Genomic DNA, 23,425 nt, shown 5'->3' with positions numbered 1-23,425 from the left:
TGACGGGTGGTTCGGGGCCGTGACGTCAACACGGCGCTCTGGTCTCCGCTGACGGCGGCCACGGGTCCGCGGTTCACGCCAGGGCCCCCGGCCTGCCCCGGGGGCCCTGGCCTTGCGTCCAGACCTAGGCTCAGTGCATGAGCAACCTCGAGACCCGGCCGGCCGAGCAGGTCTGTGCGGCGGGCGAGCAGAAGGACGGCGTCGAGCTCCTCACCCCGCGTGAGGTGCCGCTCGGGGGCCCGCGGGCGATGAACGTACGGCGTACCATCCCGCAGCGCGCCCGGTCCCTCGTGGGCGCCTGGTGCTTCAGCGACCACTACGGCCCCGACGACGTCTCGTCGAGCGACGGCATGCAGGTCCCGCCGCACCCGCACACCGGGCTCCAGACGGTGAGCTGGCTCTTCGAGGGCGAGATCCTGCACCGCGACTCCGTCGGCTCGCTCCAGACGGTCCGGCCGGGCGAGCTCAACCTGATGACGGCGGGCGTGGGCATCTCGCACTCGGAGGAGTCTCCCGCGGGTGTGCGTCCTCCGCTGCTGCACGGCGTGCAGCTGTGGACGGCGCTGCCCGGCTCCGCGCTCGGCATCGACCCGCACTTCGAGCATCACGGTGACCTCCCCGTCGGGCGGCACGACGGCGCCGTCGTGCGGGTGTTCATCGGGCGGCTCGCGGTGGGCGGCCAGGTGCTCGACTCGCCGGCGACGACGTACACGCCGCTCGTCGGCGCCCAGATCGACCTGGAGCCGGGCGCGACGGTCCGGCTCGGCGTCGACCCCGCGCACGAGCACGCGCTGCTCGTCGACGCCGGCGACGTGACCTTCGAGGAGAGCGCGGTACCGCCGGCCAACCTCGGCTACGTGGCCCCTGGGCGCGCCTCGCTCACGGTGCGCGCCGCTGCCGGCGCGCCGGCGAGGGTGATCCTGATCGGCGGCCTGCCGTTCGCCGAGGACGTCATCATGTGGTGGAACTTCATGGGCCGCACGCACGAGGACATCGTGCGGGCGCGCGACGACTGGATGGCGCTGGTCGCCGAGGCCGACCCCGCGGCGCCGGGGGGCGCCACGGTCTATGCCGACGGCGCCGCCGACCGTCGGTTCGGCCAGGTGCACGGCTATCCGAGCGGGCCGCTGCGCGCACCGGCGCTGCCGGATCTTCGCCTCAGGCCGAGGGCGCGGCCCGGCCAGGGCTGACCGGCCGCAGCAGCGGCGGGTGCAGGACGGTCGCCGTGAGGTCGACGCCGGGGGCGAGCCGGTAGAGCTCCGCGGGGCGGCCGGGGCCACCCCCGCCCAGGCGACCGGTCGGCTCGAGAAATCCCGGTGTGCCGGTCGCCTTGCGGTGAAAGTTGCGGGCGTCCAGCTGTGTGCCCCAGACCGCCTCGTACACGCCCCGGAGCTCCGCCACCGTGAACTCGGGCGGGCAGAACGCCGCCGCGAGGGGTGAGTACTCGATCTTGGCGCGGGCACGTTCGACGCCGTCGGCCAGGATGTGGTCGTGGTCGAAGGCGAGCGGCCCCGTGCCGCCGTCGACCGGGACCCACCGGGCCTCCGCGGCGTCACCGCCTGCGGCTGGCAGCCCGAAGGCGGGGGCGAGCAGCAGGTAGGTCACGGACAGCACCGGTCCGCGCGGGTCACGGCCGAGCGGCCCGTAGGTCCGCAGCTGTTCCAGGTGCCACGGCCCGGCTCCCGCGGTGGCCGCCGGAACCGTGAGCCCTGTCTCCTCCTCGAGTTCCCGGCCCGCTGCCCGCTCCAGGGTCTCGCCGGGCAGCACGAACCCGCCCGGCAGCGCGGCCCGGCCCCGGAACGGCTCGAGGAGCCGGTCGACCACCAGGGCGTGCAGCGCGCCCTCACGCACCGTGAGGGCCACGACGTCGACGGTGACGGGGAAGGAGCCGGCCGTGTCAGGTATGGCGGGAAGAGCGGGTTCGATGTCGGCCATGTAGTCGACCGTACATTCTCGTCAGCTTGACGAAAAGTTGAGAGGTTGGATATCGTCAATGTGACGACAAACCGGAGGAGACGTCGACGATGGCAACGATCAAGCGCTACCCGTGGGTCCGCCAGTTCCTGGGCACCGCGAGCGAGTACGTGGTGCACCTCAGCAACGGGCGCGTCCGGCACGAGGGTGTGGGCCAGGCGTTCTGGTTCCGTCCCGACGTGTCGGTGCTCAGCGAGGTGCCCGCCACGGACCAGGAGCTCCCGGTCCTGTTCCATGCCATCACGCGGGACCAGCAGGACGTGAGCGTGCAGTCGAGCGTCACCTACCGGTTCGGCGACCCGGTCCTGGCGTCCCAGCGCCTCGACTTCGGCATCTTCCCCGTCAAGGAGGCGGGCCAGGAGGCGAGCGGACGCCAGCAGGTCGGCGCCATCGTCGGCCAGCTCGCGCAGAGCCTCACCGTCGACCTGATCGCCACGCTCGACCTGGCCGAGGCCCTCGAGTCCGGCATCGGCCGCGTGCGGACGGCGCTCGGCGCGCTCGGTGACGACGCGCGGCTCGCCGCGACGGGCATCGAGGTGCTCGGAGTGCGGGTTCTGGCGGTCCGGCCGGAGGGCGACGTCGAGAAGGCTCTGCGCACGCCCGTCCGCGAGCGGCTCCAGTCCGAGGCCGACCGCGCGACCTACGAGCGGCGCGCGGTCGCCGTCGAGCGGGAGCGCAAGATCGCGGAGAACGAGCTCGCCAGCCAGATCGAGCTCGCCTCCCGCCGGGAGCGGCTCGTCGCCCAGGAGGGCGCGAACCAGCGCCGCGAGGCCGAGGAGACCGCCGCGGCGGCGCTCGTGTCGGCGAAGTCCGACGCCGAACGGCGCGAGATCGCGGCCGCGGCCGAGGCGGCGGCCGTGCGGCAGCTCGGTGAGGCCGCCGCCGCGAAGGAGGCGGCGCTCATGGAGGTCTACGCGAATGTGGGACGCGACGTGCTCACGGCGCTAGCCCTGCGTGACGCCGCCCCGCGGCTGCCGAACATCGGGTCCCTGACCGTCACGCCCGACCTGGTGAGCGGTGTGCTGAGCGCGCTGACCCACCGGACGGACGGGACTGCGTCCGACGCCGCGCCCGCCGCGGAGCGCTGACGTGGCGCTCCGCACCCGCGCGGTGCTGGTCCACCGCCGGACCGAGCTCGACGAGCTGCTGGACCGGCACGCGACCCGCGGCCAGGCGGAGTTCTTCCTCCGTACCCGGGGCCGCACCCTGGAGGACGTCGAGGCCAGGCACGACGCCGCGGCCTCGGCCCGTAGGGCGGTCGCGGCGAGCGTCCCGTCCGACTGGGCGCTCGCGGAGGTGGAACGTGCCGACCTGGACCGGTTCCTCTTCGCGCCCGAGGACGTCGTGGTGGTGGTCGGTCAGGACGGGCTCGTCGCCAACGTCGCCAAGTACCTGGACCGGCAGCTCGTGGTCGGCGTGAACCCGGAACCCGGAGCCAACCTCGGCGTCCTGGTCCGGCACGACGCCGGCGCCGCCGCGCGGATCATCGGCAACCTGGCCACGGTGACGCGCGCGGCGGGCGCCGCCGCGTTCGCCTCGGTGCGGTGCGACGAGCTCACCATGGTGCACGCCCGGCTCGACGACGGCCAGGAGCTCCAGGCCGTCAACGAGCTGTTCGTCGGCCACGCGAGCCATCAGTCCGCGCGCTACGTGCTGACGGTCGGCGCGGAGTCGGAACGGCAGTCGTCGTCCGGCCTGATCGTCAGCACGGGGACCGGCGCCACCGGCTGGTGTGCCTCGATCGCTCACGACCGCGGCGGCCGGCGTCTGCCCGGACGGACCGACCCGGTCCTGGCGTGGTTCGTCCGCGAGGCGTGGCCGTCGCCGGTGACGGGCGTCTCGATGACCGAGGGAGTGCTCGGGGACGACGCCGAGCTCGTGGTGACCGTCCAGTCCGACCGGCTCGTGGTCTTCGGGGACGGTATGGAGTCGGACCGGCTCGAGGTGTCCTGGGGGCAGGAGATCCGGGTCGGCAGGGCGGAGCGACGGCTCCGGCTCGTGTGAGGCGCGCGTCCGCGCGGCTCGTGGTGCCGGCTCAGACTCGGCTGGCGTGCTCTCGCGGCGGTCTTGCCGTCATGCCCCGACGTCGTAGCGGAGCATGAACTCGCCGGCGTCGAGCACGACGTGGCTGACCTCCACGGCGGTGCCGTCCTCGGTGAACGCGGTCCGCGTGACCGCGAGCACCGGAGTGCCCGGCTCGATCCGCAGCTCCTCGATCTCCTCGATCGTCGGCATCCGGCCCACCACGTCCTCACGGAACCGGACCGGCGCGTGCCCGGCCTCGGTGAGCCGCGCGTGCGTGCCGCCCGGACCCACCTCCTGGTCCGCGATCGGCGTCCCGGCGGCGATCGCGGCGGGCAGGTACGACGTCGCGAACAGCACCGGCTTGCGCTCACGCAGGTGCAGGCGCTCGCGCACCGTCACCTTGTCGCCCTCGGCGAGGCCGAGCGCGGTGCGAACCTTCTCGGGCGGCTCGGTCTCGGCGGTGACGGCGAGCGTGCGCACGGTGAGCCCCGCGCCGGTCTCGTCGGTCTCGGCGGTCACGGTGGAGCCGTCGGCCGGTGCACCGGTCGTGTCCCGCACGATCGGCTCGAAGGCGCGCACGAACACACCGGAGCCGTGCCGTGTGACGGTCAGGCCCTCGTCCTTGAGCATCGACAAGCCGTGGCGCGCGGTCATGCGCGCCACGCCGTAGTTCGACATGAGCGCTGCTTCGCTCGGAAGGCGATCGCCCGGTTTGTAGGTCCCGGAGCGGATCGCGGCACGAAGATCCTTGGCGATGCTTGCGGCAGTCACACGTCCCTCTCTAGACACGGAACCCACCTAACCCGCAGCCAGTGCGTATACGCAACTTTTCGGCGTAGCGGTTGCGGCCGCCGGTCACCCCCCAACAGGCTGTCTATGCGCCTAGAGGTAGGCGCGGAGAGGTGGGAGAGATGGCGACGATTGCGGCCAGTCTGGCCGATTCGGCGGCTGGCGCGGCGCGGCTGCTGGCGGAGGTGGGGGACGCGCGGATCAAGTGGGTCGAGGTGTTTCGCGACCATCTGGTCGTGCATCCGGCGCGGCTGAGCGAGGGGGCGGACATCGCGGCCCAGCTCGGGATCACGGTCGCGACCGACTACCCGGCGACGAAGCCCGGGTTCACGGTCTGGACCGGTTGTTGGAACAACATGGACATGTTCGTGTACGGCGAGCTGCGGGGAACGGCGCGGACGATACGCGCGTGGCCGATGTGACGGCCGGACCGTGCGATGCGGTACCCGGCGGCGACGACTGCCCGATGCCGGGCGCGCACCTCGCGGAGCTCGTCGAGGTCACCGCGCTGATCGCGCACATCTTCGACATCCACACGCTGGACGTGCGGGCGGGTGTGGACCATCTCGATCTCGAGGACGACGTGGTGGGTGTGGTGACCGTCGACGTCGTCGCCGCGCGGGTGCGGGACGCCGTGCGGCTCGCCGGGATGCTCCACCTGGCGGAGTACCGGGGGCATCACGGCGGCGAGGGGCCGATGGTGTGGCGGCGCTGGACCGGCTGGGTGCCGGTCGCCGAACGCGGGCTGGCGGTCTCGCTGCGTCTGTCGGCGCCGGTCCGGGGCTGAGTACTCCGGGAACGACTCCGCCCCAGGTCAGGAAACGTCCTCTGACCTGGGGCGGAGCCCGTGGAGCGGGTGACGGGAATCGAACCCGCGCTATCAGCTTGGGAAGCTGAAGTTCTACCATTGAACTACACCCGCATCGTCCGGTTCTGACCGGGTATCTGCCGTTCGAGAACCCCGCTAGGGTTCCACAACAGCGCCCGTGAACCTGGCGTGCGACCCGATCATACCCAACCTCGCCCGGATGCCCGAACCGGACTCCGGAGCGAGTGTCGCCGAGCAGCCGGAGCAGCAGTGACCGAGCACCCCAGCGAGAAGCCGACCGAGCCGATCTACCAGGAGACGAAGCGGCTGCCACCACGCCCGTCCAGCCCGCCCAAGCCCCCGCCGCCACCGCCGGGAGCCACGCGCGCGATGAAGAATCCGAAGACGCCGGCGGGCAGCGCGTCGGCGGGCGCCGGACCGGCGAACTACCAGCAGCAGTACGACTACGACCGTCCCACGCCGCCGGCCGAGCACGTCCCGGGCCGCAAGTCCCGCATCACCGCGGGCCTGCTCGGCATCCTGCTGGGCGTGGTGGGCGCGCACCGGTTCTACCTCGGCTACAAGGGCCTCGGCTGGATCATGCTGCTCATCACCGCCGTGTCCCTGGGGCAGGCCTGGTTCGTCCCCGCGATCTGGGGAGGCATCGAAGGCATCCTGTACCTCGTGATGCGCAAGGGCTACTGGTCGGTGGACGCGAAGCACAAGCCGCTGCAGTGGTGACGGTCACCCGGTGACGTCGCGGTACCACCGCGCCACGGGGCGGCACCGTCCCGTGGCGCCCAGTACCGTATCCGGGTGCTCCTCTCCGACCGTGACATCCGTGCCGAGCTCGAGGCCGAACGCGTGGTCCTCGACCCGTACGAACCGTCGATGCTGCAGCCGTCGAGCATCGACGTGCGTCTCGACAGGTACTTCCGGCTCTTCGACAACCACAAGTACCCGTTCATCGACCCGGCGGCCGACCAACCCGAGCTGACCCGCCTCGTGGAGGCGGACAACGGCGACGCCTTCGTGCTGCACCCCGGTGAGTTCGTGCTGGGCAGCACGTTCGAGTCCGTCACCCTGCCCGACGACGTGGCCGCCCGCCTCGAGGGCAAGTCGTCCCTCGGCCGGCTGGGCCTGCTCACGCACTCGACCGCCGGCTTCATCGACCCGGGGTTCAGCGGGCACGTGACGCTCGAGCTGAGCAACGTCGCGACCCTGCCGATCAAGCTGTGGCCGGGCATGAAGATCGGGCAGCTCTGCTTCTTCCGGCTGTCGTCGGCGTCGGAGCACCCGTACGGGTCGGACCTGTACGGATCCCGCTACCAGGGTCAGCGCGGCCCCACGGCGTCCCGCTCGGCCAAGAACTTCCACCGCAGCGCGGTATGAACCCGCAGGTCCGGACATCGCTTCGGAGGCCCCGCGCCGAGAGGTAGGCTCCGGGTGCCCGGCGCGGACCGGGCACCCCGACGCCCGAAGGGATCCCGATGGCCGCTCCCCAGCTCCCGCTCTTGCCGCGCACGGTTGCGCAGGCGCACCAGGCCCGGCACGTGCTGACCGTGCCCGGTGACGTGGAGCTGGACGAGATCGAGGTCCTCGCGCTCTCCCGGTTCTCCGCCACTCGCTGGGACGTGGTGCCGGCGGGGATCCTCCCGGGCAACGTCGCGGGAGCCCCGCAGGGCCGCCGTGCCCAGGGCAAGGAGGTGGGCGTGCTGCGGGTCTCCCGGCACGCCGTGATCAACGGGCCGTACCAGCCCGCCGGCGTGGGGTTCGACCTCGGTGTGCCGCCGGGTGCCGCGATGGCCTTCGACGTCGTCTGCCACCGGGAGCGCGGCGAGCCGCCGTTCCCCGCGGGCGACCGTGACGGCATCGGGCGTGCGTTCGCCGCCGGCATGCCCGAGCGCGAGGAGCGCCGACTCGTCGAGTGGCTCGTCTCGGTGGCGCGGCGCCTGGGCGGCTCGCTCCGCCTGGACGTCGGCGGTGTGTGGGACGCACCGGGCGGCGAGGCGGCGAAGCCCGGCGCCGGTGTGGTGCTGACCCCGGACGCCGGAGCGGCCATCGACATGACCGTGTACTCGGACGTCTGGCTCGACCCGCAGGCCGCGCACACGATCCTGCAGAAGGTCCACCCGCGGGCACGTCTCCACATGGACGGCCAGGAGTGGGGCGGCCCGCCCAGCGGTATCGCGGACAAGCCGCTCTACCCAGGCGACCCTCTGGACCCCGAGCTGCGCAAGAAGCTGCACGCCGCCGCCGACGACTACGACATCAAGGCGCTCACCGGACCGCGCGTCCTGGACGGGTACGGGCTGGTGGTGGAGCTCGGCGTCGACGGGATCGTGTCGGTCGAGATCAGTGGCGAGGAGAAGCTCCCGCGTCTGCTGCGCGGTCTGCCGTGGGCCGAGCACGGGGCGGTGCGCTACTGGGTGCACTGGGAGCCGCACGACCTCGTGGAGTCGCAGCGGGAGTTCCCGTCCATGGAGCTACGGGTCGCCCGGAAGCGCGCGGCGGAGCTGGTGGCCCGGCTCGCCGGCGCCGTCCACGCCGCCGCTGGGGGCGAGATCGCCGACGAGGACGGCTTTCTGGTAGATCCCTCCGACCTCTGAGGGCGATCCGGAGCGGCGACGCGGGCGGGCGCGCCACTGACCGCTGGGTCAGCGGCTGGGTCAGAGGTACTGACCAGGGGTCCGGCGCTCGCCGCCCGGCTCCTCCTCCTGGCCCGGCATGGCGGGGCCGCCGGGGCCGCCCGGGACGAACGCTCCGGTGCCGGGCGGCAGGGCACGGCGCATCTGTGAGAGCTGCGCCTGTGCGGCCATCTGCTGCGCCACGAGCGCGGTCTGGATCCCGTGGAAGAGGCCTTCCAGCCAGCCCACCAGCTGCGCCTGAGCCACCCGGAGCTCGGCGTCGGACGGCGCGGAGTCGTCCGAGAACGGCAGCGTGATCCGGTGCAGCTCGTCGACGAGGTCGGGGGAGAGCCCGTCCTCGAGCTCGTGGATCGAGCGCTCGTGGATCTCGGCCAGGCGGGTGCGCGCGGCCTCGTCCAGGGGGGCGTCCCTGACCTCGTCCAGCAGGCGCTTGACCATGCCACCGATGCGCATGACCTTCGCCGGCTCCTCGACCTGCCCCACCACGGCCTCGGCCTCGTTCATCTCGTCCTCGTCGTCGGTGCTCTCCGGCGTGCGGTCCGCGGGCACCGCGGTGCCGTCGGGTGTCACCACCTGAGGGTGGGCGGTAGGCGTTCCTTCGGTTCGCTCGCCGTGGTCGGAGCTGTCGTCGCGTCGCTCGTCGGGCTGGGGGTTGGCTCGCTCGTCGGTCATGAGTCCAGTCTTGCCCGGATCGCCGGTCGTTCGCATGGCAGTTATCGGGCGAGAACGAAATTGTCGGCCATGCCTATATATAGGCACGGGATGATCAGGGGACCAGGAGGACTTTGCCGAAGGCCTCGCCGGACTCGAGCAGCTCGTGCGCCGACTGCGCCTCGGCGAACGGGACGCGGGCGTGCACCACGGGCCGTACCAGCCCCTCGGCGACCATCGGCCAGACGTGCTGCTCGGTATCGGCGACGATGCGCGCCTTCTCGTCCGCGGGCCGCGACCTGAGCAGCGTGCCCGTGACGGTCCCCCGCCGGGAGAGAAGGTCGCTGAGGTCGAGCTCGCCGCGCCGGCCCTTCTGCATGCCGATGACGACCAGGCGGCCGCCCCGGGCGAGCGCGCGCACGTTGTCGCCCAGTGCGCCACCGCCGAGCAGGTCGAGCACGACATCGGCGCCGCGGCCGTCCGTCGCCCGCAGCACCTCCTCGACAAAGTCCTGCTCGCGGTGGTCGATGACCAGGTCGGCGCCGAGCTCGGCGCACCGCGCCGAGCGCTCCGGCCCGCCGGCCGTGGTAGCCACGCGTGCGCCGAGCGCCCGGGCGACCTGGATCGCGAAGGTGCCGATGCCGCCGGATCCGCCGTGGACCAGCACCCACTCCCCGGAGCGCAGCCGCCCGACGTCCACCAGGTTGTTCCAGACCGTGCACGCCGCCTCGGGAAGCGCTGCCGCGTCGACCAGGTCGACGCTGTCGGGGACGGGGAGCACCTGGGCCTCGGGGACCACGACCTCCTCGGCGTAACCACCGCCCTCGAGCAGTGCGGTGACCCGGTCTCCGGCGCGCCATCGCGACACGCCGGGCCCGACACGCCTCACAGTTCCTGATATCTCGAGACCCGGCCAGTCGGGGGCACCTGCCGGAGGGGGGTAGTATCCGGCGCGTTGGAGCAGGTCAGCACGGTTCACGCCGGCAGCGGCGACGGTGATCACCACGTCCCTTTGGCCAGCATTCGGTGGATTCAGGGAGGAAACGGAGAGTTTCCCTGATGGGCCCGGTCCGGATATCGTGACGGCTCGCACATCGATGAAGCCTACTTCCGTGTGGCCTCACGAGGGTCGTCAGCGGAAACCGGGTGCCGGTAACTTGTACGCAGCACCGAGGGGTGTTCGGCGGGCACCACGCACGCCACCCCCTTCCGGATCAGTGATGGAGAGAGGTACGCATGTTCCGCAGGTTGGGAGTGCGCGGGAAAGTTCTTGCGACACTGGTCACGCCTGCCATCGTCCTGGTCATCGCGGCGGCGTACATCATCGGTCTGTCGGTGGTCGACGCGATGCGCGCGCAGCAGACGAGCGATCTCGTCGCCGCGCTCGAGTACCAGGACGCGGCAGGAACGACGTTCGCGCAGGAGCGGGCGTACAACATCGTGGCGATGATCGACGACACCGAGAGAGGCCGCCTGGCCCGCACCGCCCTGCTGCAGGGCGAGCCGGAGATGGAGGACGACGGCGTCACCCAGGCGAAGAACGAGGACGGCAGCCCTAAGTGGGCGAAGCCGGCCGCTCAGGCGCAGACGATCAAGGCCCTCGACGAGCGTGACGACGCCCTGCTGGACATCGACATCTCGATGCTCGACCAGCGGGTCAAGACCGCCGTCACCCAGACCATCGAGGACCGCGCAGCGATCACCGACGTGCAGAAGAAGGTCGCGGCCGGCCGGCTCACCGAGCAGGCGGCGACGGATGCGTACGGCGGGTACATCGACGGAGCGCTCGAGGTGATGGACGCCATCGCCGACACGTCGGAGGACCGCGAGCTGGGTACCCGCCTCGAGGCGTACCACGCGATGGACCAGCTCATGCTGACCAACACGTACGAGCGTCCGGTCGTCGGCCTGACGCTCGGCATCTTCGCGAACCACCCGCAGCACGGCGAGGCCGCAAGGACCATGTCCCTGCGGGCGGCCGACCTGGTGAACCTCGGCGACCGCCAGTGGGACGAGGCGCAGGACCTCTACGACCGCATCCCCGGGGACTACCAGGTTCCCGGCATGGACGGCGTCTACGGCGCCGTCCGCGGCAACGTGGCGCGGGGTCAGCTCGAGGCCATCCAGCCGGCGCAGATGGCCGCGTTCGAGGACGAGTCCGCCAAGTGGGTCGAAGAGGGTCGCATCGTCCGTGACGCCGTCCGTGAGGACGCCGCCGGCTTCGCACAGGAGCAGGCCGACGTCGCCGCGAACCGCGCCTACCTCACCGGCGGCATCGCGATCGCGGCCCTCGGCTTCTCGATCATCACCGCGCTCGTCATCGCGCGTCGCCTGGTCTCCCCGCTGCGTCGCCTCACCCAGGCCGCCGGCGTGGTCCGTGACCGCCTCCCCACCCTGGTGGAGCAGGTGTCCGTCCCCGGGCAGGGCCCGAGCATCGACCTCGACCCGATCACCGTCGAGTCCTCGGACGAGATCGGCCAGCTGGCCGCGGCGTTCAACGACGTCAACCGGACGACCATCGACGTGGCCCGCGAACAGGCGGCCCTCCGCGGCTCCATCGCCGAGATGTTCGTCAACGTGGCCCGCCGTGACCAGGTGCTGCTCAACCGGCAGCTGGCGTTCCTCGACGACCTCGAGCGTTCCGAGGAAGACCCGTCGACGCTGTCGAACCTCTTCCGGCTCGACCACCTCGCGACCCGGATGCGCCGCAACGCCGAGTCGCTCCTCGTCCTCGCGGGCATCGACTCCGGTCGTCGTGTACGCCAGCCCATGCCGGTCTCCGACGTCATCCGTACGGCGTCCTCCGAGATCGAGCTGTACGACCGCGTGCGCCTGAACCTCGTCGTCGACCCGATGATGCTGGGCCACAACGCGCTGAACGCTGCGCACCTGCTGGCGGAGCTCCTCGAGAACGCGACGATGTTCTCCGAGCCGCACACGCCGGTCGAGGTCACCACGGCGCGCGACGAGCAGTTCGTCACCGTCGTGGTCCGTGACCACGGCCTCGGCATGAACCCCGACGAGGTGGCCGAGGCGAACCGCAAGGTGCTCAGCCACGCCGCGTCGGACGCCGTCGGCGCCCAGCGCCTCGGCCTCTACGTGGTCGGCCGCCTGTCCGACCGCCTCGGCGCCCTGGTGGAGTTCGGCGTCGGCGAGGGTGGCACCGGCACCGAGGTGACGGTCCGCTTCCCCGCCGTGCTGTTCATGCCCGACAACGCGATGCCGCTGCCGATGCCGACGGACCCGCTGGAGGCCAACACACAGGCGGCCGCCTCGCAGTTCAACGGCGGCCTGGCCACCGGTCCTGGCACCGGTGCGATGCGCGGCGCGGGTGCCCCGACGAGCGGCTTCGGCGCGCCCGCCGTCACCGCGGCCTCGCCGGCCACGACGTCGGTTCCGCAGCAGGGCGGCCTGCCGGTCCCGACCGGGACGTCGCAGATCGCCGCGGCGGCGTTCGCCGCGCAGCCGGCGCCGACCGCGCAGCAGGTCGACATCAACGCCCTGACGGACGGCACGACCGCGCTCGGTCTGGCCCGGCGCCGCAGCTCGACGGCCGCACAGCCGGCGGCGGAGACGACGCCGACCGGTTCCATCGTGCTGCCGGAGATCCAGACGCCATCGCTCCCGCAGGAGTACCAGGGTGACGACAACGCCTGGGCACCGCCGTCGAACGTGTCGGAGGGCAACTCCCTGCCGAGCCGCCAGCGGGCGCCGAAGCAGGAGGAGCCCGTCGCACCGGTCTTCGAGGACACCACGCCTGCCGCGGTGGACGTGGACCAGCGCAGCGCCCTCTTCTCGAGCTTCCGCTCGCTGAACACGATCGACCCGGTCGACCCGGGCAGCACCCAGTCGCTGCAGCTCGACCCGATCACGCAGGACCCGGCCGCCCTGCCGGGGATGTCCGACACCGACGTGATGCGGTTCCCCGCGGGGAACGGTCCTCAGGCGCCGGCACCCGCCCGGAACTTCGGTGGGTCGCAGGAGGGCACCGGTGGCCCGCGCAGAGGCGAGGACGACCAGTCTCAGGGTCTCGGAGCGGATGCTCCGCAGGGTCCCGACTCCTCCTTCGAGGCGCTGCCCGCGTTCGAGGAGCTCATGGCGGACCTCCCGAGCCGCCGCTCGACCGGTTCGGGCACCCAGCAGGGCGCCAAGCCGGCCCAGCAGAAGCGTGGCCTGTTCGGCCGTCGGCCAGGTCAGCCCGCCACCGGTGAGCTGCGCGCCTACCAGCCGCAGGAGCGTCCGGCGTCGCGCCCGATCCAGACGGTGAGCGGCCCGGCCGGCGGTGCACCGGCCTTCGGTGCTCCGAGCACGGAGACGCAGAGTTTCCAGACACCCGCGGCGCTGCCGCAGGACTTCCAGGTCCCCAGCGGTCTGCAGGACTTCCAGCCGCAGCAGGACTTCCGGCCGCTGAGCGGACCGCCGCAGGGGGCTCCCGCCCCGCAGCCGGCAAGGCCGATGACGGGCGCCTTCCCTGCCCAGGCTCCCGCACAGTCCCCGCCCGCACCGGCTCCGGACCAGCCTCTGGCGGACCCGACGTACCAGCGGGGCTACCAGGAGGGCTACCAGCGGGCGGTCCAGGAGTCGCTGACGTCGGCCGTGCCCGCCGCTCCCGCGGCGCCCGCCCCGGCGCCGACCAGCAACCCGTTCGTCGACGCGGCGCCGCGTGCAGCGGCGCCGGCGCCTGCGCCGGCCCCCGAGCAGGCACCTACCTCGTTCGCCTCGGGCCCGGCCACCCAGGCCGTGCCGATGACGACCGCGCAGCAGACCCTCGAGACCCCGGCCCGCGAGTTCAGCGAGCCGTACCCGACGGGCGCTGTGTACGACCCCACGTACGGTTCGCCCGCGCCGCTCGCCAAGCGCGCGGCCGGCACGGACGGTGACGGCAAGGACCCGCTGGACCCGGAGTACGTGCGGGACTCGGTGGAGGCTCGGTCGGAGTGGACTGCCTCGGCGGTCCTCTACGAGGAGATGACGAGCCTCCTGCGCCGAGGGGCTTATCAGGAAGATGATGTGAAAGAGAACGACTCGTACCGTCCGGCGGCCGTCAACACCGAGGTCGTGGGCGGCGGTCTGACCCGTCGTACTCGCGGTGCCTCCGGCACCGGGGCGGACCCCACTGTCGAGCGCCTCTCAGCTCGCATTGACCGTGATCCCGAGCAGCTTCGCTCACGTCTCTCGGCGTTCCAGTCGGCCACCGCCCGTGGCCGGTCGGAGTCGGTTGACGAGGGTGGATCGGAGCACGAGAACGGCAAGAAGGTCGACGGGGACTCGACGTGGGCACCCTCGACCGTGAATCATGTCCCTGACTCAGCGCCGCAGTCGCGGTGACAAGCGCGTCTGTGGATTCTGACTAGGAGGAACAGAGAGTGACCCTCAGCACCGAAGCAACGAATTTCGGGTGGCTGCTCGACAACTTCGTGCGTACCGTTCCCGGCAGCCGGCACACGCTCGTCGTGTCGGCGGACGGACTGCTCATGGCGATGTCCGACCAGCTGGACCGCACCAGCGGCGATCAGCTGGCGGCGATCGTCTCGGGTATGTCAAGCCTTACGCGTGGAGCTTCTCGGCAGCTCAACGGCGGTAATGTCCGTCAGGCAATCATCGAGATGGACAATGGCTTCCTTTTTCTGATGAACGTCTCGAACGGGTCCGTGCTCGGCGTGGTGGCGGAGGCTACGTGCGACATCGGTCTTATCGGCTACGAGATGGCTCTCCTGGTGTCCCGCACCGAGGCCACGCTCACGCCGCAGCTGATCTCGGAGATGCGTGGCAGCCTCCCGGTCGATGGGCAGACCCGAGCCGCCAGCGTGGGATGAGGACTCGACCATGACGTACGCACCTTTCGGTTCCCAGGGACAGGGGGACGTCCGTGAGACGTCCACCGTGCGCCCCTACGCGGTCACCGGAGGCCGGGTGCGGTCGGAGTTGTCCGACCTGCCGCTCGAGGCTCTCGTGGAGGTTCTGCCAGGCGCGGTCAGCAGCTTCGGGTTGCCGCCCGAGAAGCGCGCGATCCTCCAGCACGCCGCGCACACGTACGTGTCGATCGCCGAGCTCTCAGCCCTCCTGCGGCTGCCCCTCGGTGTCGTCCGGATCCTTGTGGCGGACATGCAGGAGGAAGGGCACGTCACCGTGCACACCTCGACACCGGTTAACGTCCACACAGGCCACGGCAGCTCGAACTCGGGCCTGTCGCTGAGCGTCTTGGAGAGTGTTCTGAATGGCATTTCCGCCCTCTGACGGCGGGGCCCGCAGCGGTCCCAACTGGGCCCCGGTGTCGGGTAACGCCGGCACTGCGACCGCTAGCTCGAACACCCCGGCGCGCCAGAGCGTGCTGGGGGGCGGCGGTGGCGCTCCGGCGCCCACCGCTCAGGCATCCCGTCCGGCGCAGGCGCAGCCCGCGCCGCCGGTGATGCAGCAGGCCCCGGCCGGCAACGCCGGCGCGCAAGCGGCTCCGGGCGCGCAGCCCGCAGCCGAGCGCACTGCGCCGACGGTCGTCAAGATCGTCGTCGCCGGTGGCTTCGCCGTGGGTAAGACGACCTTCATCGGCTCGATCTCCGACGTCGAGCCGCTGAACACCGAGGCCGCGATGACGGAGCACTCGGTGGGCGTCGACGACGCCGGTGGCGTCACGGACCGCAAGACCACCACCACGGTGGCCATGGACTTCGGCCGTGTCGAGCTCCCGGGCAACCTGTGGCTCTACCTGTTCGGTACGCCGGGCCAGGACCGCTTCCTCTTCATGTGGGACGACCTGGTGCGCGGTGCGATCGGCGCCGTCGTCCTGGTCGACACCGACCGCCTGGAGCAGTGCTTCCCGGCGATCGACTACTTCGAGTCGCGAAACATCCCGTTCGTCGTGGGCGTGAACTGCTTCGACGGCGTGGCCAAGCACCGGCTCGAGGACGTACGCGAGGCGCTGCAGATCCCCTCGCACGTGCCGATGCTGTACACGGACGCACGCTCCCGCGCGGCGACCAAGCAGACGCTCATCGCGCTGGTTCAGCTCGCGATGCGTCAGCTCCGGTCCGGCGCACAGGCGCAGGGCTGAGTCACACGCCAGCACACCGCGGACGGCGGGCCACCCTGAGGGCGGCCCGCCGTCGCTGTCCGGGCAGACGCTAGACTGTGTGGCCGCGTCGCCTCGCCTGTTGCACGGCGGGTTCGACGCTGCGAGGAGGGCTGACAGAGCGGCCTAATGTGACGGTCTTGAAAACCGTTGTGCGGCAACGCACCGGGGGTTCGAATCCCTCGCCCTCCGCTCGTGTGATGACGCGGGACATCGTTGGTAGATGTCTCGCGTCATCGTATTTGTGCCGGGAACGTTCGGACGGAGAGCATGGCCATCTGCCGGGCTCTGCGGGCGTCGTGACGGGTCCGCTCAGGGCGTGGCCGGGTCGGCGGTCAACGGAAAGCGAGTACCGGTCAGCTGCTCGGAGACTTCCCACAGCCGGCCGGCGACCTCGGCGTCGTCGGCCACCGCGGAGCGGCTTGTGGTGGCCGGGCCGCGCACGCCGCCGAGCCGGCTCGGCCCCGCGAGGCTGCCGCCCGGGACCTCGCCCACGGCGGCCAGCAGAGTGGGCAGCGAGCCGCCCTCCGGGCCGTGCGCGACCAGCGGGGTGCTGATCGCCATGAGCCGGTCGAAGAACCGGTTGCCGCTCGCGATCCGAAAGCCGGTGGACGCCCAGCCCGGGTGCGCGGCGGTGGCGAGCACCGCGGAGCCGGCCGCGGTCAGCCGGCGCTGCAGCTCCGTGGTGAACAGCAGGTTGGCGAGCTTGGACTGCCCGTACGCGCCGAACGGGCTGTAGGGCCGCCGCTCCCACCGCAGGTCGTCGAAGTCGATCCGGGCGGTCCGGTACGCGGTGGAGGTCACCGTCACGACACGCCCGGCGACCCGGTCCAGGAGCAGGTTGGTCAGGGCGAAGTGGCCCAGGTGGTTGGTCCCGAGCTGGACCTCGAAGCCGTCCGTGGTGTGCTGCAGGGTGGCGCTCATGCCCCCGGCGTTGTTGACCAGGAGATCCACGGAGCCGCCGATGCCGTCGGCGAACGCCCGGACCGAGGCCAGCGAGGCGAGGTCGAGCCGGCGGACCTCCACGTGGCCACCGAGGTCGGACGCCGTCGCGCGGCCCTTTTCCTGGTCACGCACGGCGAGGACCACTCGTGCTCCACGGGCGGCCAGCGCGGCCGCGGTGGCGCGGCCGATACCGCTTGCGCCGCCGGTGATGATCGCGGTCCGGCCTGTCTGGTCAGGGATCCGTGCGGGCGAGACGAGAGTAGGCATGCCCAGCAATGTAGCCAATGGACACTATGTTGTCAACGGACACTTCTTGTATGCTGGCCGCATGACGCCGACGCGCCCTTATCACCACGGCAACCTGCGCCAGGCGGTGCTGGACCGGGCTGCGCTGGTGCTGCGGGAGCGTGGGGTCTCCGGCATCTCGCTCCGCGAGCTCACCGCCGACATCGGCGTCTCCCACTCGGCACCTCGCCGGTACTTCGCCGACCGGCAGGCGCTCCTCGACGGTCTCGCCGCAGAGGGCTTCACCCGACTCGGTGCGCGTCTCCGGGAAGCCGTGGTCGCGGCACCGGACTTCCCGGCGCAGATTCGTGCGCTCGCCGACGCGTACGTGACCTTCGCCGTCGCGGACGCGAACCTGGCCGAGCTGATGTTCGCCCATGAGCGGGGTGACGGCGGTGCGCTCGTGGAACAGGGTGCTGCCGACGCGTTCGCGCCGATGCTGGAGGTCTTCGGGCGTGGCCAGGCAGAGGGGTTGCTCGCGTCACCGGACCCGGAACGGGCCGGTCTGCTGTTCCTCGCGACCCTGCAGGGCCTCGCGGGCCTCGTCAACTGCGGGGTCCTTCCCGCCGACCAGCTCGACGGCCTGATCGACGACGTCGTCGCGCAGTACCCGGCGCACGCGGTCGACGCCGGCCCGCGGTCGACGCCGATCCGCGCTAGCTGATGCCGACGATCGGCAGGCGCAGTGCCGCCGGGGCCGCCTCCGGCACCACGGGTGCGACGGGGCGCACCGGCTCCACCGGCGTGTAAGCCGTTCCGAGGGCCGGGCGTGCGTCGGGCTCGCCCGCGTTGGGCCACAGCGCGCATGCGCGCTCTGCCTGCGCCGTGATCGTGAGCGAGGGGTTGACCCCGAGGTTCGCGGTGACGGCGGCGCCGTCCATGACGTGCAGGCCGTCGTGGCCGAACACTCGCAGGTAGGGGTCGACCACCCCGCTGTCGGCGTCGGACCCGATGGCGCAGCCGCCCAGGATGTGCGCGGTCAGCGGGATGTTGAACGGGTCGCCGATGGTCCCGCCGGCGATCCCCTCGGCGCCGCCGTCGCCCATCTTGTCGGCGATGCGCCGCACGGCCTCATGACCCTCGGGGATCCAGCTCGGGTTGGGAGCGCCGGTGCCCTGGGTGGACGTCATGAAGCGGCCGAAGAGCGCACGCCTGGTGACGGTGGTCAGCGAGTTGTCCTGCGCCTGCATGACCAGGGCGATGATCGTGCGCTCGGACCAGCGGCGCCAGTCCAGCAGCACGGGCAGGGACCTGAGGTTCTTGCCCATCTCACCGAACCACCGGAGGAACCGGAACGGTCCGCCGTCGACGAGGATGTGCTGGAGCGCCGCCATCACGTTGGAGCCGTGGCCGTAGCGCACGGGCTCGATGTGCGTGCTCTCGCTCGGGTAGAACGACGAGGTGATGGCGACGCCACGGGAGTAGTCCGTGGTGCCCACCTTGCGCGTCATCGCGCCGAGCAGCGCCTCCGAGTTGGTCCGCGTGAGGTGTCCGAGCCGCTCGGACAGCCGCGGCAGCGTGCCGGCGTCCTTCATGGCGTGCAGCAGGCGCTGCGTGCCGAGGGTGCCCGCGCCGAACACGACGTGCCGCGCGGTGAACCGCCGTCGGCCGCCCCATCGCCGGCCCGTGCGGTGCGTACGGATCTCGTAGCCACCGTCGGGCAGCGGGCGGACGACGTCGGCCGTGGTGAGCGGGTGCACCTCGGCCCCCGCACGCTCCGCGAGGTAGAGGTAGTTCTTGACCAGGGTGTTCTTGGCGCCGTGCCGGCAGCCGGTCATGCACTCGCCGCACTCGGTGCAGCCGCTGCGCTCGGGCCCGACGCCACCGAAGAACGGGTCGGCGGCTCGGCAGCCGGGCGCCGGGTCCTCGGCGCCGCCCGGCCCGAAGTACACGCCCACCCGGGTGGGCCGGAACGTGTCGCTCACGCCCATGTCCTCTGCGACGCCCCGGATGATCGCGTCGGCGGGGGACCTCCCGTGGTACTGGACGACGCCGAGCATGCGCTCCGCCTGGTCGTAGTACGGCGCGAGCTCCGTCTTCCAGTCGGTGATGTGAGACCACGCGCGGTCCGCGTAGAAGGGGTCGAGGGGCCGGTAGAGCGTGTTCGCGTACACGAGGGAACCGCCGCCGACGCCCGCGCCCGTCAGACACAGGACGTTCCGTAGCAGGCGCACCCGCTGGATGCCGTAGCAGCCGAGGGCCGGCGCCCACAGGAACTGCTTGAGGTGCCAGGAGTTCTTGGCGAACTCATGGTCCTCGAACCTGCGCCCCGCCTCGAGCACTCCCACGCGGTAGCCCTTTTCAGTGAGGCGGAGGGCCGCGACGCTGCCGCCGAAGCCAGACCCGATCACCAAGACGTCGTAGTCCATGACCGCGAATGTACCTGCTATTGACGCTGTGTGAAATACGGGGCGGAGGATCGCCGTCGCGGACGCATCTGGTGTGCGGGACCGCTTGTGGCGGCAGCGAGATCCGGCGGAAAAATCGGCGGGATGACGCCAGTTCGAGGCGCCTAACGAGCTCGCGAGGCGCGCCGCTTTGCTCAGCGCGCCGTACGCCAGGTAGCCTGGGCCGCGCGGCATCGGCCTGCCTGGGTAGAGCCGGCCGCGAGGAGACGTCGCATAGTCAGGTCTAGTGCGCCACCCTGCTAAGGTGGTAACGGGGCAACCCGTTCGAGGGTTCAAATCCCTCCGTCTCCGCCAGGAAGGTCCCGGCCGCGCGTGACGCCCGGGGCCTTTTCTGTGGGAGGGCTCGGAGCGCCGGTCCGGTGCGTGAGTGCCTCCTCCGGAGGGCTGTGACGGAGTTCTCCCCGGCTGACATGGGTTTGAGTTTGGGTCCACGTCGAACAGGCGGTAATGTTCTCGTCGGTCGGCCGTGTGAACGGCAGGCCAGTAGTGTGCGGTACAGCAGGCGCCCGTAGCTCAACGGATAGAGCATCTGACTACGGATCAGAAGGTTGGGGGTTCGAATCCCTCCGGGCGCACATCAGGAACGAAGCCCCGATCAGCGGAAAAGCTGATCGGGGCTTCGTCGTTGCACAGCCAGGCGCTCACATCCCGATCGGGTCACGGTTGTGACCCAGGCCACTCGAGTGTTGACCAGGGCTCGGCGCTGTCGCTACGTTCACGTGCGGCACACCCGTTCGGAGTGCGACCAGGGCGACGGGCGTCGGAGCTCAACGATGCGTTCCGCCGTCGGCCCCGGAAGGTCCCGGACGGGCGTGCCGCCCAGGCGACGCACCCCCGTCGGTCGCACACGTGCGAGCTGCAGCGGCCGGAGGCCCGGCCGAGGATGCGAAGCGGACGCGCGCGGCAGGAGGACCTGAGATGAGCGAGATCGTTCAGGACGCCGGTACCCGGTCAGGTGAGTTCGTGCAGTCCCTCGAGCGAGGGCTCGCGGTGATCCGCGCGTTCGGCACGGACCGCGCACGGATGACCCTGAGCGAGGTAGCACGTGAAGCCGAGCTCAGCCGGGCATCGGCCCGCCGCTTCCTGCACACCCTGGTGGAGCTCGGCTACGTGGTGACCGACGGGCGGGTGTTCGCCCTGCGTCCCCAGGTGCTCGAGCTCGGGTACGCCTACCTGTCGAGCCTCTCGTTGCCCGAGGTGGCGCAGCCGCACCTCGAGCAGCTCGTCGAGGATGTCGGTGAGTCCTCGTCGGTGGCGGTGCTCGACGGAGCCGACATCGTTTACGTGGCGCGCGTGGCGACGCGCCGCATCATGTCCGCGGCGATCCAGGTCGGTACGAGGTTCCCGGCGTCCGCCACCTCGATGGGGCGCGCGGTCCTGGCCCACATGTCCGACGGTGAACGCGAGGCGTTCCTGGCCGGCGCCACCTTGGTGCCGCTGACACCGCGCACGATCATCGACAAGGGCGTGCTGCGTGCCGAGCTCGAGGCGGTCAGGGAGCAGGGCTGGGCGCTCGTCGACCAGGAGCTGGAGGAGGGCCTGCGTTCGGTCGCCGCGCCGCTGTGCGACGGCGCCGGCCGGGTGGTCGCCGCTGTGAACGTCTCCGCGCCGGTGCGCCGCGGGCCGGTCGAGGAGATGGTCGGCGAGCTGGTGCCCTCGCTGCTGCGCGCGGCCCGCGAGATCGAGGCGGATCTGGCCCGTACCGGTGGCTGAGTCCGGCTGTTAGCGTGAGTGTGCGCAGATAGAACTCATGTGCGCTCTGCGAACAGGCGGGGGTGTGGATCGATGAAGCAGGCGTGCGCCCGCGAGGGCACCGCATGACCGTCCAGCTCGTATCGACAGTGGCGGACGCCGTGCGCGACGTAGCCGACGGCTCGACGGTGATGATCGGCGGGTTCGGTCCGGCAGGGCAGCCGGTAGAACTCGTCGAGGCATTGCTGGACCAGGGCGCCGGTGACCTCGTCGTCGTCTCCAACAACGCAGGAAACGGTGAGGACGCACTGGCGCGGCTCGTCCAACGCGGCCGGGTCCGCCGCATCGTCTGTTCCTTCCCTCGCCAGGTGGACTCATGGCACTTCGACGAGGCCTACCGAGCGGGCCGGATCGAGCTCGAGCTGGTGCCGCAGGGCAACCTGGCCGAGCGGATCCGAGCGGCGGGGGCGGGCCTGGGTGGCTTCTTCACACCGACCGGCTACGGCACACCCCTGGCGGAGGGCAAGGAGACCCGGGTCATCGACGGCGTCCCGATGGTCTTCGAGACCCCGCTCCGTGCGGACCTTGCCCTGATCAAGGCGTTCCGGGCCGACGGCGCGGGCAACCTCGTCTACCGCAAGACGGCTCGGAACTTCGGGCCCGTCATGGCCACGGCCGCGCGACGAACAGTGGCCCAGGTGCGCGAGGTGGTGCCGACCGGGTCGATCGATCCGGAGACGGTGGTGACCCCCGGCATCTATGTCGACGTGGTCGTGCCGGTCGACGGCCCGACGACGCTCGCGGGCGCGGAGCCGGAGCAAGGCGCGCGGCCGAAGAGGCAGGGAGCCACGACGTGAGGCCAGGGGCGATCCCGGCCGACCCACGAGGCGCGGCCCCGTTGTCCGCCGCCCAGCTGGCGGCACGTGTGGCCGAGGACGTCATGCCGGGTTCCTACGTGAACCTGGGTATCGGGCTTCCGACACTCGTCGCCGACCACCTGCCCGAGAGCTCCGGCATCACTTTGCACACGGAGAACGGGTTGCTGGGCATGGGGCCGGCGCCGCACCCGGACCGGGTGGACCCGGAGCTCATCAACGCGGGCAAGGTCCCGGTGACCGAGCTGGCCGGTGCCTCGTACTTCCACCAGGCGGACTCGTTCGCGATGATGCGCGGCGGCCACATCGACGTCTGTGTGCTGGGGGCGTTCCAGGTGTCGGTCTCCGGCGACCTCGCGAACTGGTCCACGGGCGAGGCTGGTTCTGTCCCCGCTGTGGGAGGAGCGATGGACCTCGCGGTGGGAGCCCGGCGGACCGTCGTGATGATGAACCTGCTGACCAAGGACAGCCGGCCCAAGCTGGTCCAGCGGTGCACGCTTCCGCTCACAGGGGTCGGATGCGTGTCGCGGGTCTACACCGACGTCGCGGTGCTCGACGTCGGTCCGGACGCCACGGGCGCGGGTGGTGCCCGCGTCGTCGAGACCCACGGGGTCTCACACGAAGAGCTCGAGGAGCTGCTCGGCCTACGCCTTGGCTCCGCAGCGGGCTAGCGCCCCGGCGCGGCGCGCACGGCACGAGTGCACCCGCGGCCGGATGACGAAATCTGAATCAAAGATTACGCGGACATGGCCGTCCGGGAGGGTTCTTGGTCTGGTCACGGCCAACGAGCCCCTGCACGGGGCGGCCAGGGCGCTCCGGCATGGCTCCGGAGCGCCCTAACCCGACGCGCTCTTGGAAAAACACTTGGTGAACAGCGCATCTGTGTGCGCCGTCACCGCCCCCGGCTTTGACGCACCCCGGCACCTGACGTACTGTTCTGGATGTCAGCCCGACGGGCCGACGGACACGAGGGCCGGAAACGGTCCGAGTGGCCGCGCCGGGGCTGGATCCCATCTCTGATGCAGGGTGATTCACAATGCCCTGCGGGATATCGGATGAGGATCCTCTCTTGTAGAGCGTGCGGGTCCATCAGGACCAGCAAGTTTGCGGGGCAGGATCCGGTCTGGTAAGTTGAAGAGGTTGCCCCGGATGGGGTCAGCATCCACAAGATGGTGACTCTGACGGTGTGCGTCGGTTGTTTGAGAACTCAACAGTGTGCTTGATAGTCAATGCCAAAGTTTTAATCCTCGCAGGGTGTG

The 23,425-nt window shown here is 71.2% G+C and carries 22 protein-coding genes and 4 tRNA genes; 19 read left to right on the top strand and 7 right to left on the bottom strand.

Translation table 11 applies throughout. The features are described from left to right. Nucleotides 1-137: 137 nt before the first annotated feature. Nucleotides 138-1,190: a pirin family protein gene (locus tag ACYVK7_RS19580; protein ID WP_460889385.1), complete on the top strand. Its 1,053-nt coding sequence runs from the start codon at nucleotides 138-140 to the stop codon at nucleotides 1,188-1,190. Here ACYVK7_RS19580 and ACYVK7_RS19575 read toward each other — a convergent pair. Next, complete coding sequence (locus ACYVK7_RS19575) at nucleotides 1,159-1,935, bottom strand: NUDIX hydrolase (protein ID WP_460889384.1); 777 nt, start codon at nucleotides 1,933-1,935, stop codon at nucleotides 1,159-1,161. The genes ACYVK7_RS19580 and ACYVK7_RS19575 overlap by 32 nt on opposite strands. Nucleotides 1,936-2,024: 89 nt before the next feature. Between ACYVK7_RS19575 and ACYVK7_RS19570 the strand changes: the two genes are divergently transcribed. Together ACYVK7_RS19570 and ACYVK7_RS19565 are read left to right on the top strand one after the other, a co-directional pair. Then, nucleotides 2,025-3,062: an SPFH domain-containing protein gene (locus tag ACYVK7_RS19570; RefSeq protein ID WP_460889383.1), complete on the top strand. Its 1,038-nt coding sequence runs from the start codon at nucleotides 2,025-2,027 to the stop codon at nucleotides 3,060-3,062. Nucleotide 3,063: 1 nt separating this feature from the next. Beyond that, on the top strand, nucleotides 3,064-3,978 hold the full coding sequence (locus tag ACYVK7_RS19565) for an NAD(+)/NADH kinase (protein ID WP_460889382.1): 915 nt from the start codon (nucleotides 3,064-3,066) through the stop codon (nucleotides 3,976-3,978). 69 nt (nucleotides 3,979-4,047) lie between these two features. On the opposite strand, the gene ACYVK7_RS19560 is transcribed toward ACYVK7_RS19565, so the two are convergent. Continuing rightward, nucleotides 4,048-4,770, bottom strand: a complete 723-nt coding sequence (locus ACYVK7_RS19560; RefSeq protein ID WP_460889381.1) for a GntR family transcriptional regulator — start codon at nucleotides 4,768-4,770, stop codon at nucleotides 4,048-4,050. 140 nt (nucleotides 4,771-4,910) lie between these two features. On the opposite strand from ACYVK7_RS19560, the gene ACYVK7_RS19555 reads away from it, so the two are divergent. Beyond that, nucleotides 4,911-5,210 carry a hypothetical protein gene (locus ACYVK7_RS19555; RefSeq protein WP_460889380.1) on the top strand — a complete coding sequence of 100 codons (300 nt, stop codon included), beginning with the start codon at nucleotides 4,911-4,913 and terminating at the stop codon, nucleotides 5,208-5,210. Further along, nucleotides 5,198-5,575 carry a hypothetical protein gene (locus tag ACYVK7_RS19550; RefSeq protein ID WP_460889379.1) on the top strand — a complete coding sequence of 126 codons (378 nt, stop codon included), beginning with the start codon at nucleotides 5,198-5,200 and terminating at the stop codon, nucleotides 5,573-5,575. Before ACYVK7_RS19555 ends, ACYVK7_RS19550 begins: the two co-directional genes overlap by 13 nt. 61 nt (nucleotides 5,576-5,636) lie before the next feature. Here the strand turns inward: ACYVK7_RS19550 and ACYVK7_RS19545 are convergent. Further along, nucleotides 5,637-5,710: transfer RNA gene (locus tag ACYVK7_RS19545), tRNA-Gly, on the bottom strand. 156 nt (nucleotides 5,711-5,866) lie between these two features. Here ACYVK7_RS19545 and ACYVK7_RS19540 point away from each other — a divergent pair. From ACYVK7_RS19540 to ACYVK7_RS19530, 3 genes are all read left to right on the top strand, one after another. Next, entirely contained in the window at nucleotides 5,867-6,337 is a 471-nt protein-coding gene (locus tag ACYVK7_RS19540; protein WP_460889378.1) for a TM2 domain-containing protein, read from the top strand. Nucleotides 6,338-6,412: 75 nt separating this feature from the next. Continuing rightward, nucleotides 6,413-6,988, top strand: a complete 576-nt coding sequence (gene dcd / locus ACYVK7_RS19535) for a dCTP deaminase (RefSeq protein ID WP_460889377.1) — start codon at nucleotides 6,413-6,415, stop codon at nucleotides 6,986-6,988. Nucleotides 6,989-7,086: 98 nt separating this feature from the next. Then, nucleotides 7,087-8,205, top strand: coding sequence for a hypothetical protein (locus tag ACYVK7_RS19530; protein ID WP_460889376.1), 1,119 nt, complete (start codon nucleotides 7,087-7,089; stop codon nucleotides 8,203-8,205). 60 nt (nucleotides 8,206-8,265) lie between these two features. On the opposite strand, the gene ACYVK7_RS19525 is transcribed toward ACYVK7_RS19530, so the two are convergent. Next, nucleotides 8,266-8,916 carry a bacterial proteasome activator family protein gene (locus ACYVK7_RS19525; protein ID WP_460889375.1) on the bottom strand — a complete coding sequence of 217 codons (651 nt, stop codon included), beginning with the start codon at nucleotides 8,914-8,916 and terminating at the stop codon, nucleotides 8,266-8,268. Nucleotides 8,917-9,010: 94 nt separating this feature from the next. Beyond that, a complete protein-coding gene (locus ACYVK7_RS19520; protein WP_460889374.1) occupies nucleotides 9,011-9,988 on the bottom strand; it encodes an NAD(P)H-quinone oxidoreductase in 978 nt (325 codons plus the stop codon). A 143-nt stretch (nucleotides 9,989-10,131) separates the two neighbouring features. Between ACYVK7_RS19520 and ACYVK7_RS19515 the strand changes: the two genes are divergently transcribed. From ACYVK7_RS19515 to ACYVK7_RS19495, 5 genes are all read left to right on the top strand, one after another. Beyond that, entirely contained in the window at nucleotides 10,132-14,223 is a 4,092-nt protein-coding gene (locus ACYVK7_RS19515) for a HAMP domain-containing sensor histidine kinase (RefSeq protein WP_460889373.1), read from the top strand. Nucleotides 14,224-14,261: 38 nt separating this feature from the next. Next, nucleotides 14,262-14,711: a roadblock/LC7 domain-containing protein gene (locus tag ACYVK7_RS19510; protein ID WP_020017525.1), complete on the top strand. Its 450-nt coding sequence runs from the start codon at nucleotides 14,262-14,264 to the stop codon at nucleotides 14,709-14,711. A 10-nt stretch (nucleotides 14,712-14,721) separates the two neighbouring features. Next, nucleotides 14,722-15,132 (top strand): DUF742 domain-containing protein, encoded by a 411-nt coding sequence (locus ACYVK7_RS19505; protein WP_020017526.1) that lies wholly within the window; start codon nucleotides 14,722-14,724, stop codon nucleotides 15,130-15,132. Nucleotides 15,133-15,304: 172 nt separating this feature from the next. Further along, nucleotides 15,305-15,943 carry a GTP-binding protein gene (locus ACYVK7_RS19500; RefSeq protein ID WP_460889418.1) on the top strand — a complete coding sequence of 213 codons (639 nt, stop codon included), beginning with the start codon at nucleotides 15,305-15,307 and terminating at the stop codon, nucleotides 15,941-15,943. A gap of 125 nt (nucleotides 15,944-16,068) precedes the next feature. After that, a tRNA-Ser gene (locus ACYVK7_RS19495) sits at nucleotides 16,069-16,153 on the top strand. A 120-nt stretch (nucleotides 16,154-16,273) separates the two neighbouring features. On the opposite strand, the gene ACYVK7_RS19490 is transcribed toward ACYVK7_RS19495, so the two are convergent. Then, complete coding sequence (locus ACYVK7_RS19490) at nucleotides 16,274-17,173, bottom strand: oxidoreductase (RefSeq protein ID WP_460889372.1); 900 nt, start codon at nucleotides 17,171-17,173, stop codon at nucleotides 16,274-16,276. 61 nt (nucleotides 17,174-17,234) lie between these two features. Between ACYVK7_RS19490 and ACYVK7_RS19485 the strand changes: the two genes are divergently transcribed. Continuing rightward, complete coding sequence (locus ACYVK7_RS19485; protein WP_460889371.1) at nucleotides 17,235-17,855, top strand: TetR/AcrR family transcriptional regulator; 621 nt, start codon at nucleotides 17,235-17,237, stop codon at nucleotides 17,853-17,855. Here the strand turns inward: ACYVK7_RS19485 and ACYVK7_RS19480 are convergent. After that, nucleotides 17,848-19,560 (bottom strand): GMC oxidoreductase, encoded by a 1,713-nt coding sequence (locus ACYVK7_RS19480; RefSeq protein WP_460889370.1) that lies wholly within the window; start codon nucleotides 19,558-19,560, stop codon nucleotides 17,848-17,850. The two genes, ACYVK7_RS19485 and ACYVK7_RS19480, sit on opposite strands and share 8 nt — an antisense overlap. A gap of 241 nt (nucleotides 19,561-19,801) precedes the next feature. Here ACYVK7_RS19480 and ACYVK7_RS19475 point away from each other — a divergent pair. From ACYVK7_RS19475 to ACYVK7_RS19455, 5 genes are all read left to right on the top strand, one after another. Continuing rightward, nucleotides 19,802-19,893 (top strand) — tRNA-Ser (locus ACYVK7_RS19475). Nucleotides 19,894-20,101: 208 nt separating this feature from the next. Beyond that, nucleotides 20,102-20,174: transfer RNA gene (locus ACYVK7_RS19470), tRNA-Arg, on the top strand. Nucleotides 20,175-20,517: 343 nt separating this feature from the next. Continuing rightward, nucleotides 20,518-21,312: an IclR family transcriptional regulator domain-containing protein gene (locus ACYVK7_RS19465; protein WP_460889369.1), complete on the top strand. Its 795-nt coding sequence runs from the start codon at nucleotides 20,518-20,520 to the stop codon at nucleotides 21,310-21,312. Nucleotides 21,313-21,416: 104 nt separating this feature from the next. Continuing rightward, the gene (locus tag ACYVK7_RS19460) at nucleotides 21,417-22,148 is read left to right on the top strand and encodes a 3-oxoacid CoA-transferase subunit A (RefSeq protein WP_460889368.1); all 732 of its coding nucleotides are present in this window, start codon (nucleotides 21,417-21,419) and stop codon (nucleotides 22,146-22,148) included. Next, complete coding sequence (locus ACYVK7_RS19455; protein ID WP_460889367.1) at nucleotides 22,145-22,837, top strand: 3-oxoacid CoA-transferase subunit B; 693 nt, start codon at nucleotides 22,145-22,147, stop codon at nucleotides 22,835-22,837. The genes ACYVK7_RS19460 and ACYVK7_RS19455 overlap by 4 nt, the downstream gene beginning before the upstream one ends. Nucleotides 22,838-23,425 lie beyond the last annotated feature (588 nt).

The sequence above is a fragment of the Promicromonospora xylanilytica genome (genome assembly GCF_054782895.1).
Note: the sequence above shows the minus strand (reverse complement) of the source record. Positions and strands in the feature narration are given on the sequence as shown.

Coding starts and splice junctions, on each gene's coding strand:
- ACYVK7_RS19580 (WP_460889385.1), top strand. CDS start 138: ATGAGCAACCTCGAGACCCGGCCGGCCGAGCAGGTCTGTGCGGCGGGC.
- ACYVK7_RS19575 (WP_460889384.1), bottom strand. CDS start 1,935: ATGGCCGACATCGAACCCGCTCTTCCCGCCATACCTGACACGGCCGGC.
- ACYVK7_RS19570 (WP_460889383.1), top strand. CDS start 2,025: ATGGCAACGATCAAGCGCTACCCGTGGGTCCGCCAGTTCCTGGGCACC.
- ACYVK7_RS19555 (WP_460889380.1), top strand. CDS start 4,911: ATGGCGACGATTGCGGCCAGTCTGGCCGATTCGGCGGCTGGCGCGGCG.
- ACYVK7_RS19530 (WP_460889376.1), top strand. CDS start 7,087: ATGGCCGCTCCCCAGCTCCCGCTCTTGCCGCGCACGGTTGCGCAGGCG.
- ACYVK7_RS19525 (WP_460889375.1), bottom strand. CDS start 8,916: ATGACCGACGAGCGAGCCAACCCCCAGCCCGACGAGCGACGCGACGAC.
- ACYVK7_RS19515 (WP_460889373.1), top strand. CDS start 10,132: ATGTTCCGCAGGTTGGGAGTGCGCGGGAAAGTTCTTGCGACACTGGTC.
- ACYVK7_RS19505 (WP_020017526.1), top strand. CDS start 14,722: ATGACGTACGCACCTTTCGGTTCCCAGGGACAGGGGGACGTCCGTGAG.
- ACYVK7_RS19500 (WP_460889418.1), top strand. CDS start 15,305: ATGCAGCAGGCCCCGGCCGGCAACGCCGGCGCGCAAGCGGCTCCGGGC.
- ACYVK7_RS19490 (WP_460889372.1), bottom strand. CDS start 17,173: ATGCCTACTCTCGTCTCGCCCGCACGGATCCCTGACCAGACAGGCCGG.
- ACYVK7_RS19485 (WP_460889371.1), top strand. CDS start 17,235: ATGACGCCGACGCGCCCTTATCACCACGGCAACCTGCGCCAGGCGGTG.
- ACYVK7_RS19480 (WP_460889370.1), bottom strand. CDS start 19,560: ATGGACTACGACGTCTTGGTGATCGGGTCTGGCTTCGGCGGCAGCGTC.
- ACYVK7_RS19465 (WP_460889369.1), top strand. CDS start 20,518: ATGAGCGAGATCGTTCAGGACGCCGGTACCCGGTCAGGTGAGTTCGTG.
- ACYVK7_RS19460 (WP_460889368.1), top strand. CDS start 21,417: ATGACCGTCCAGCTCGTATCGACAGTGGCGGACGCCGTGCGCGACGTA.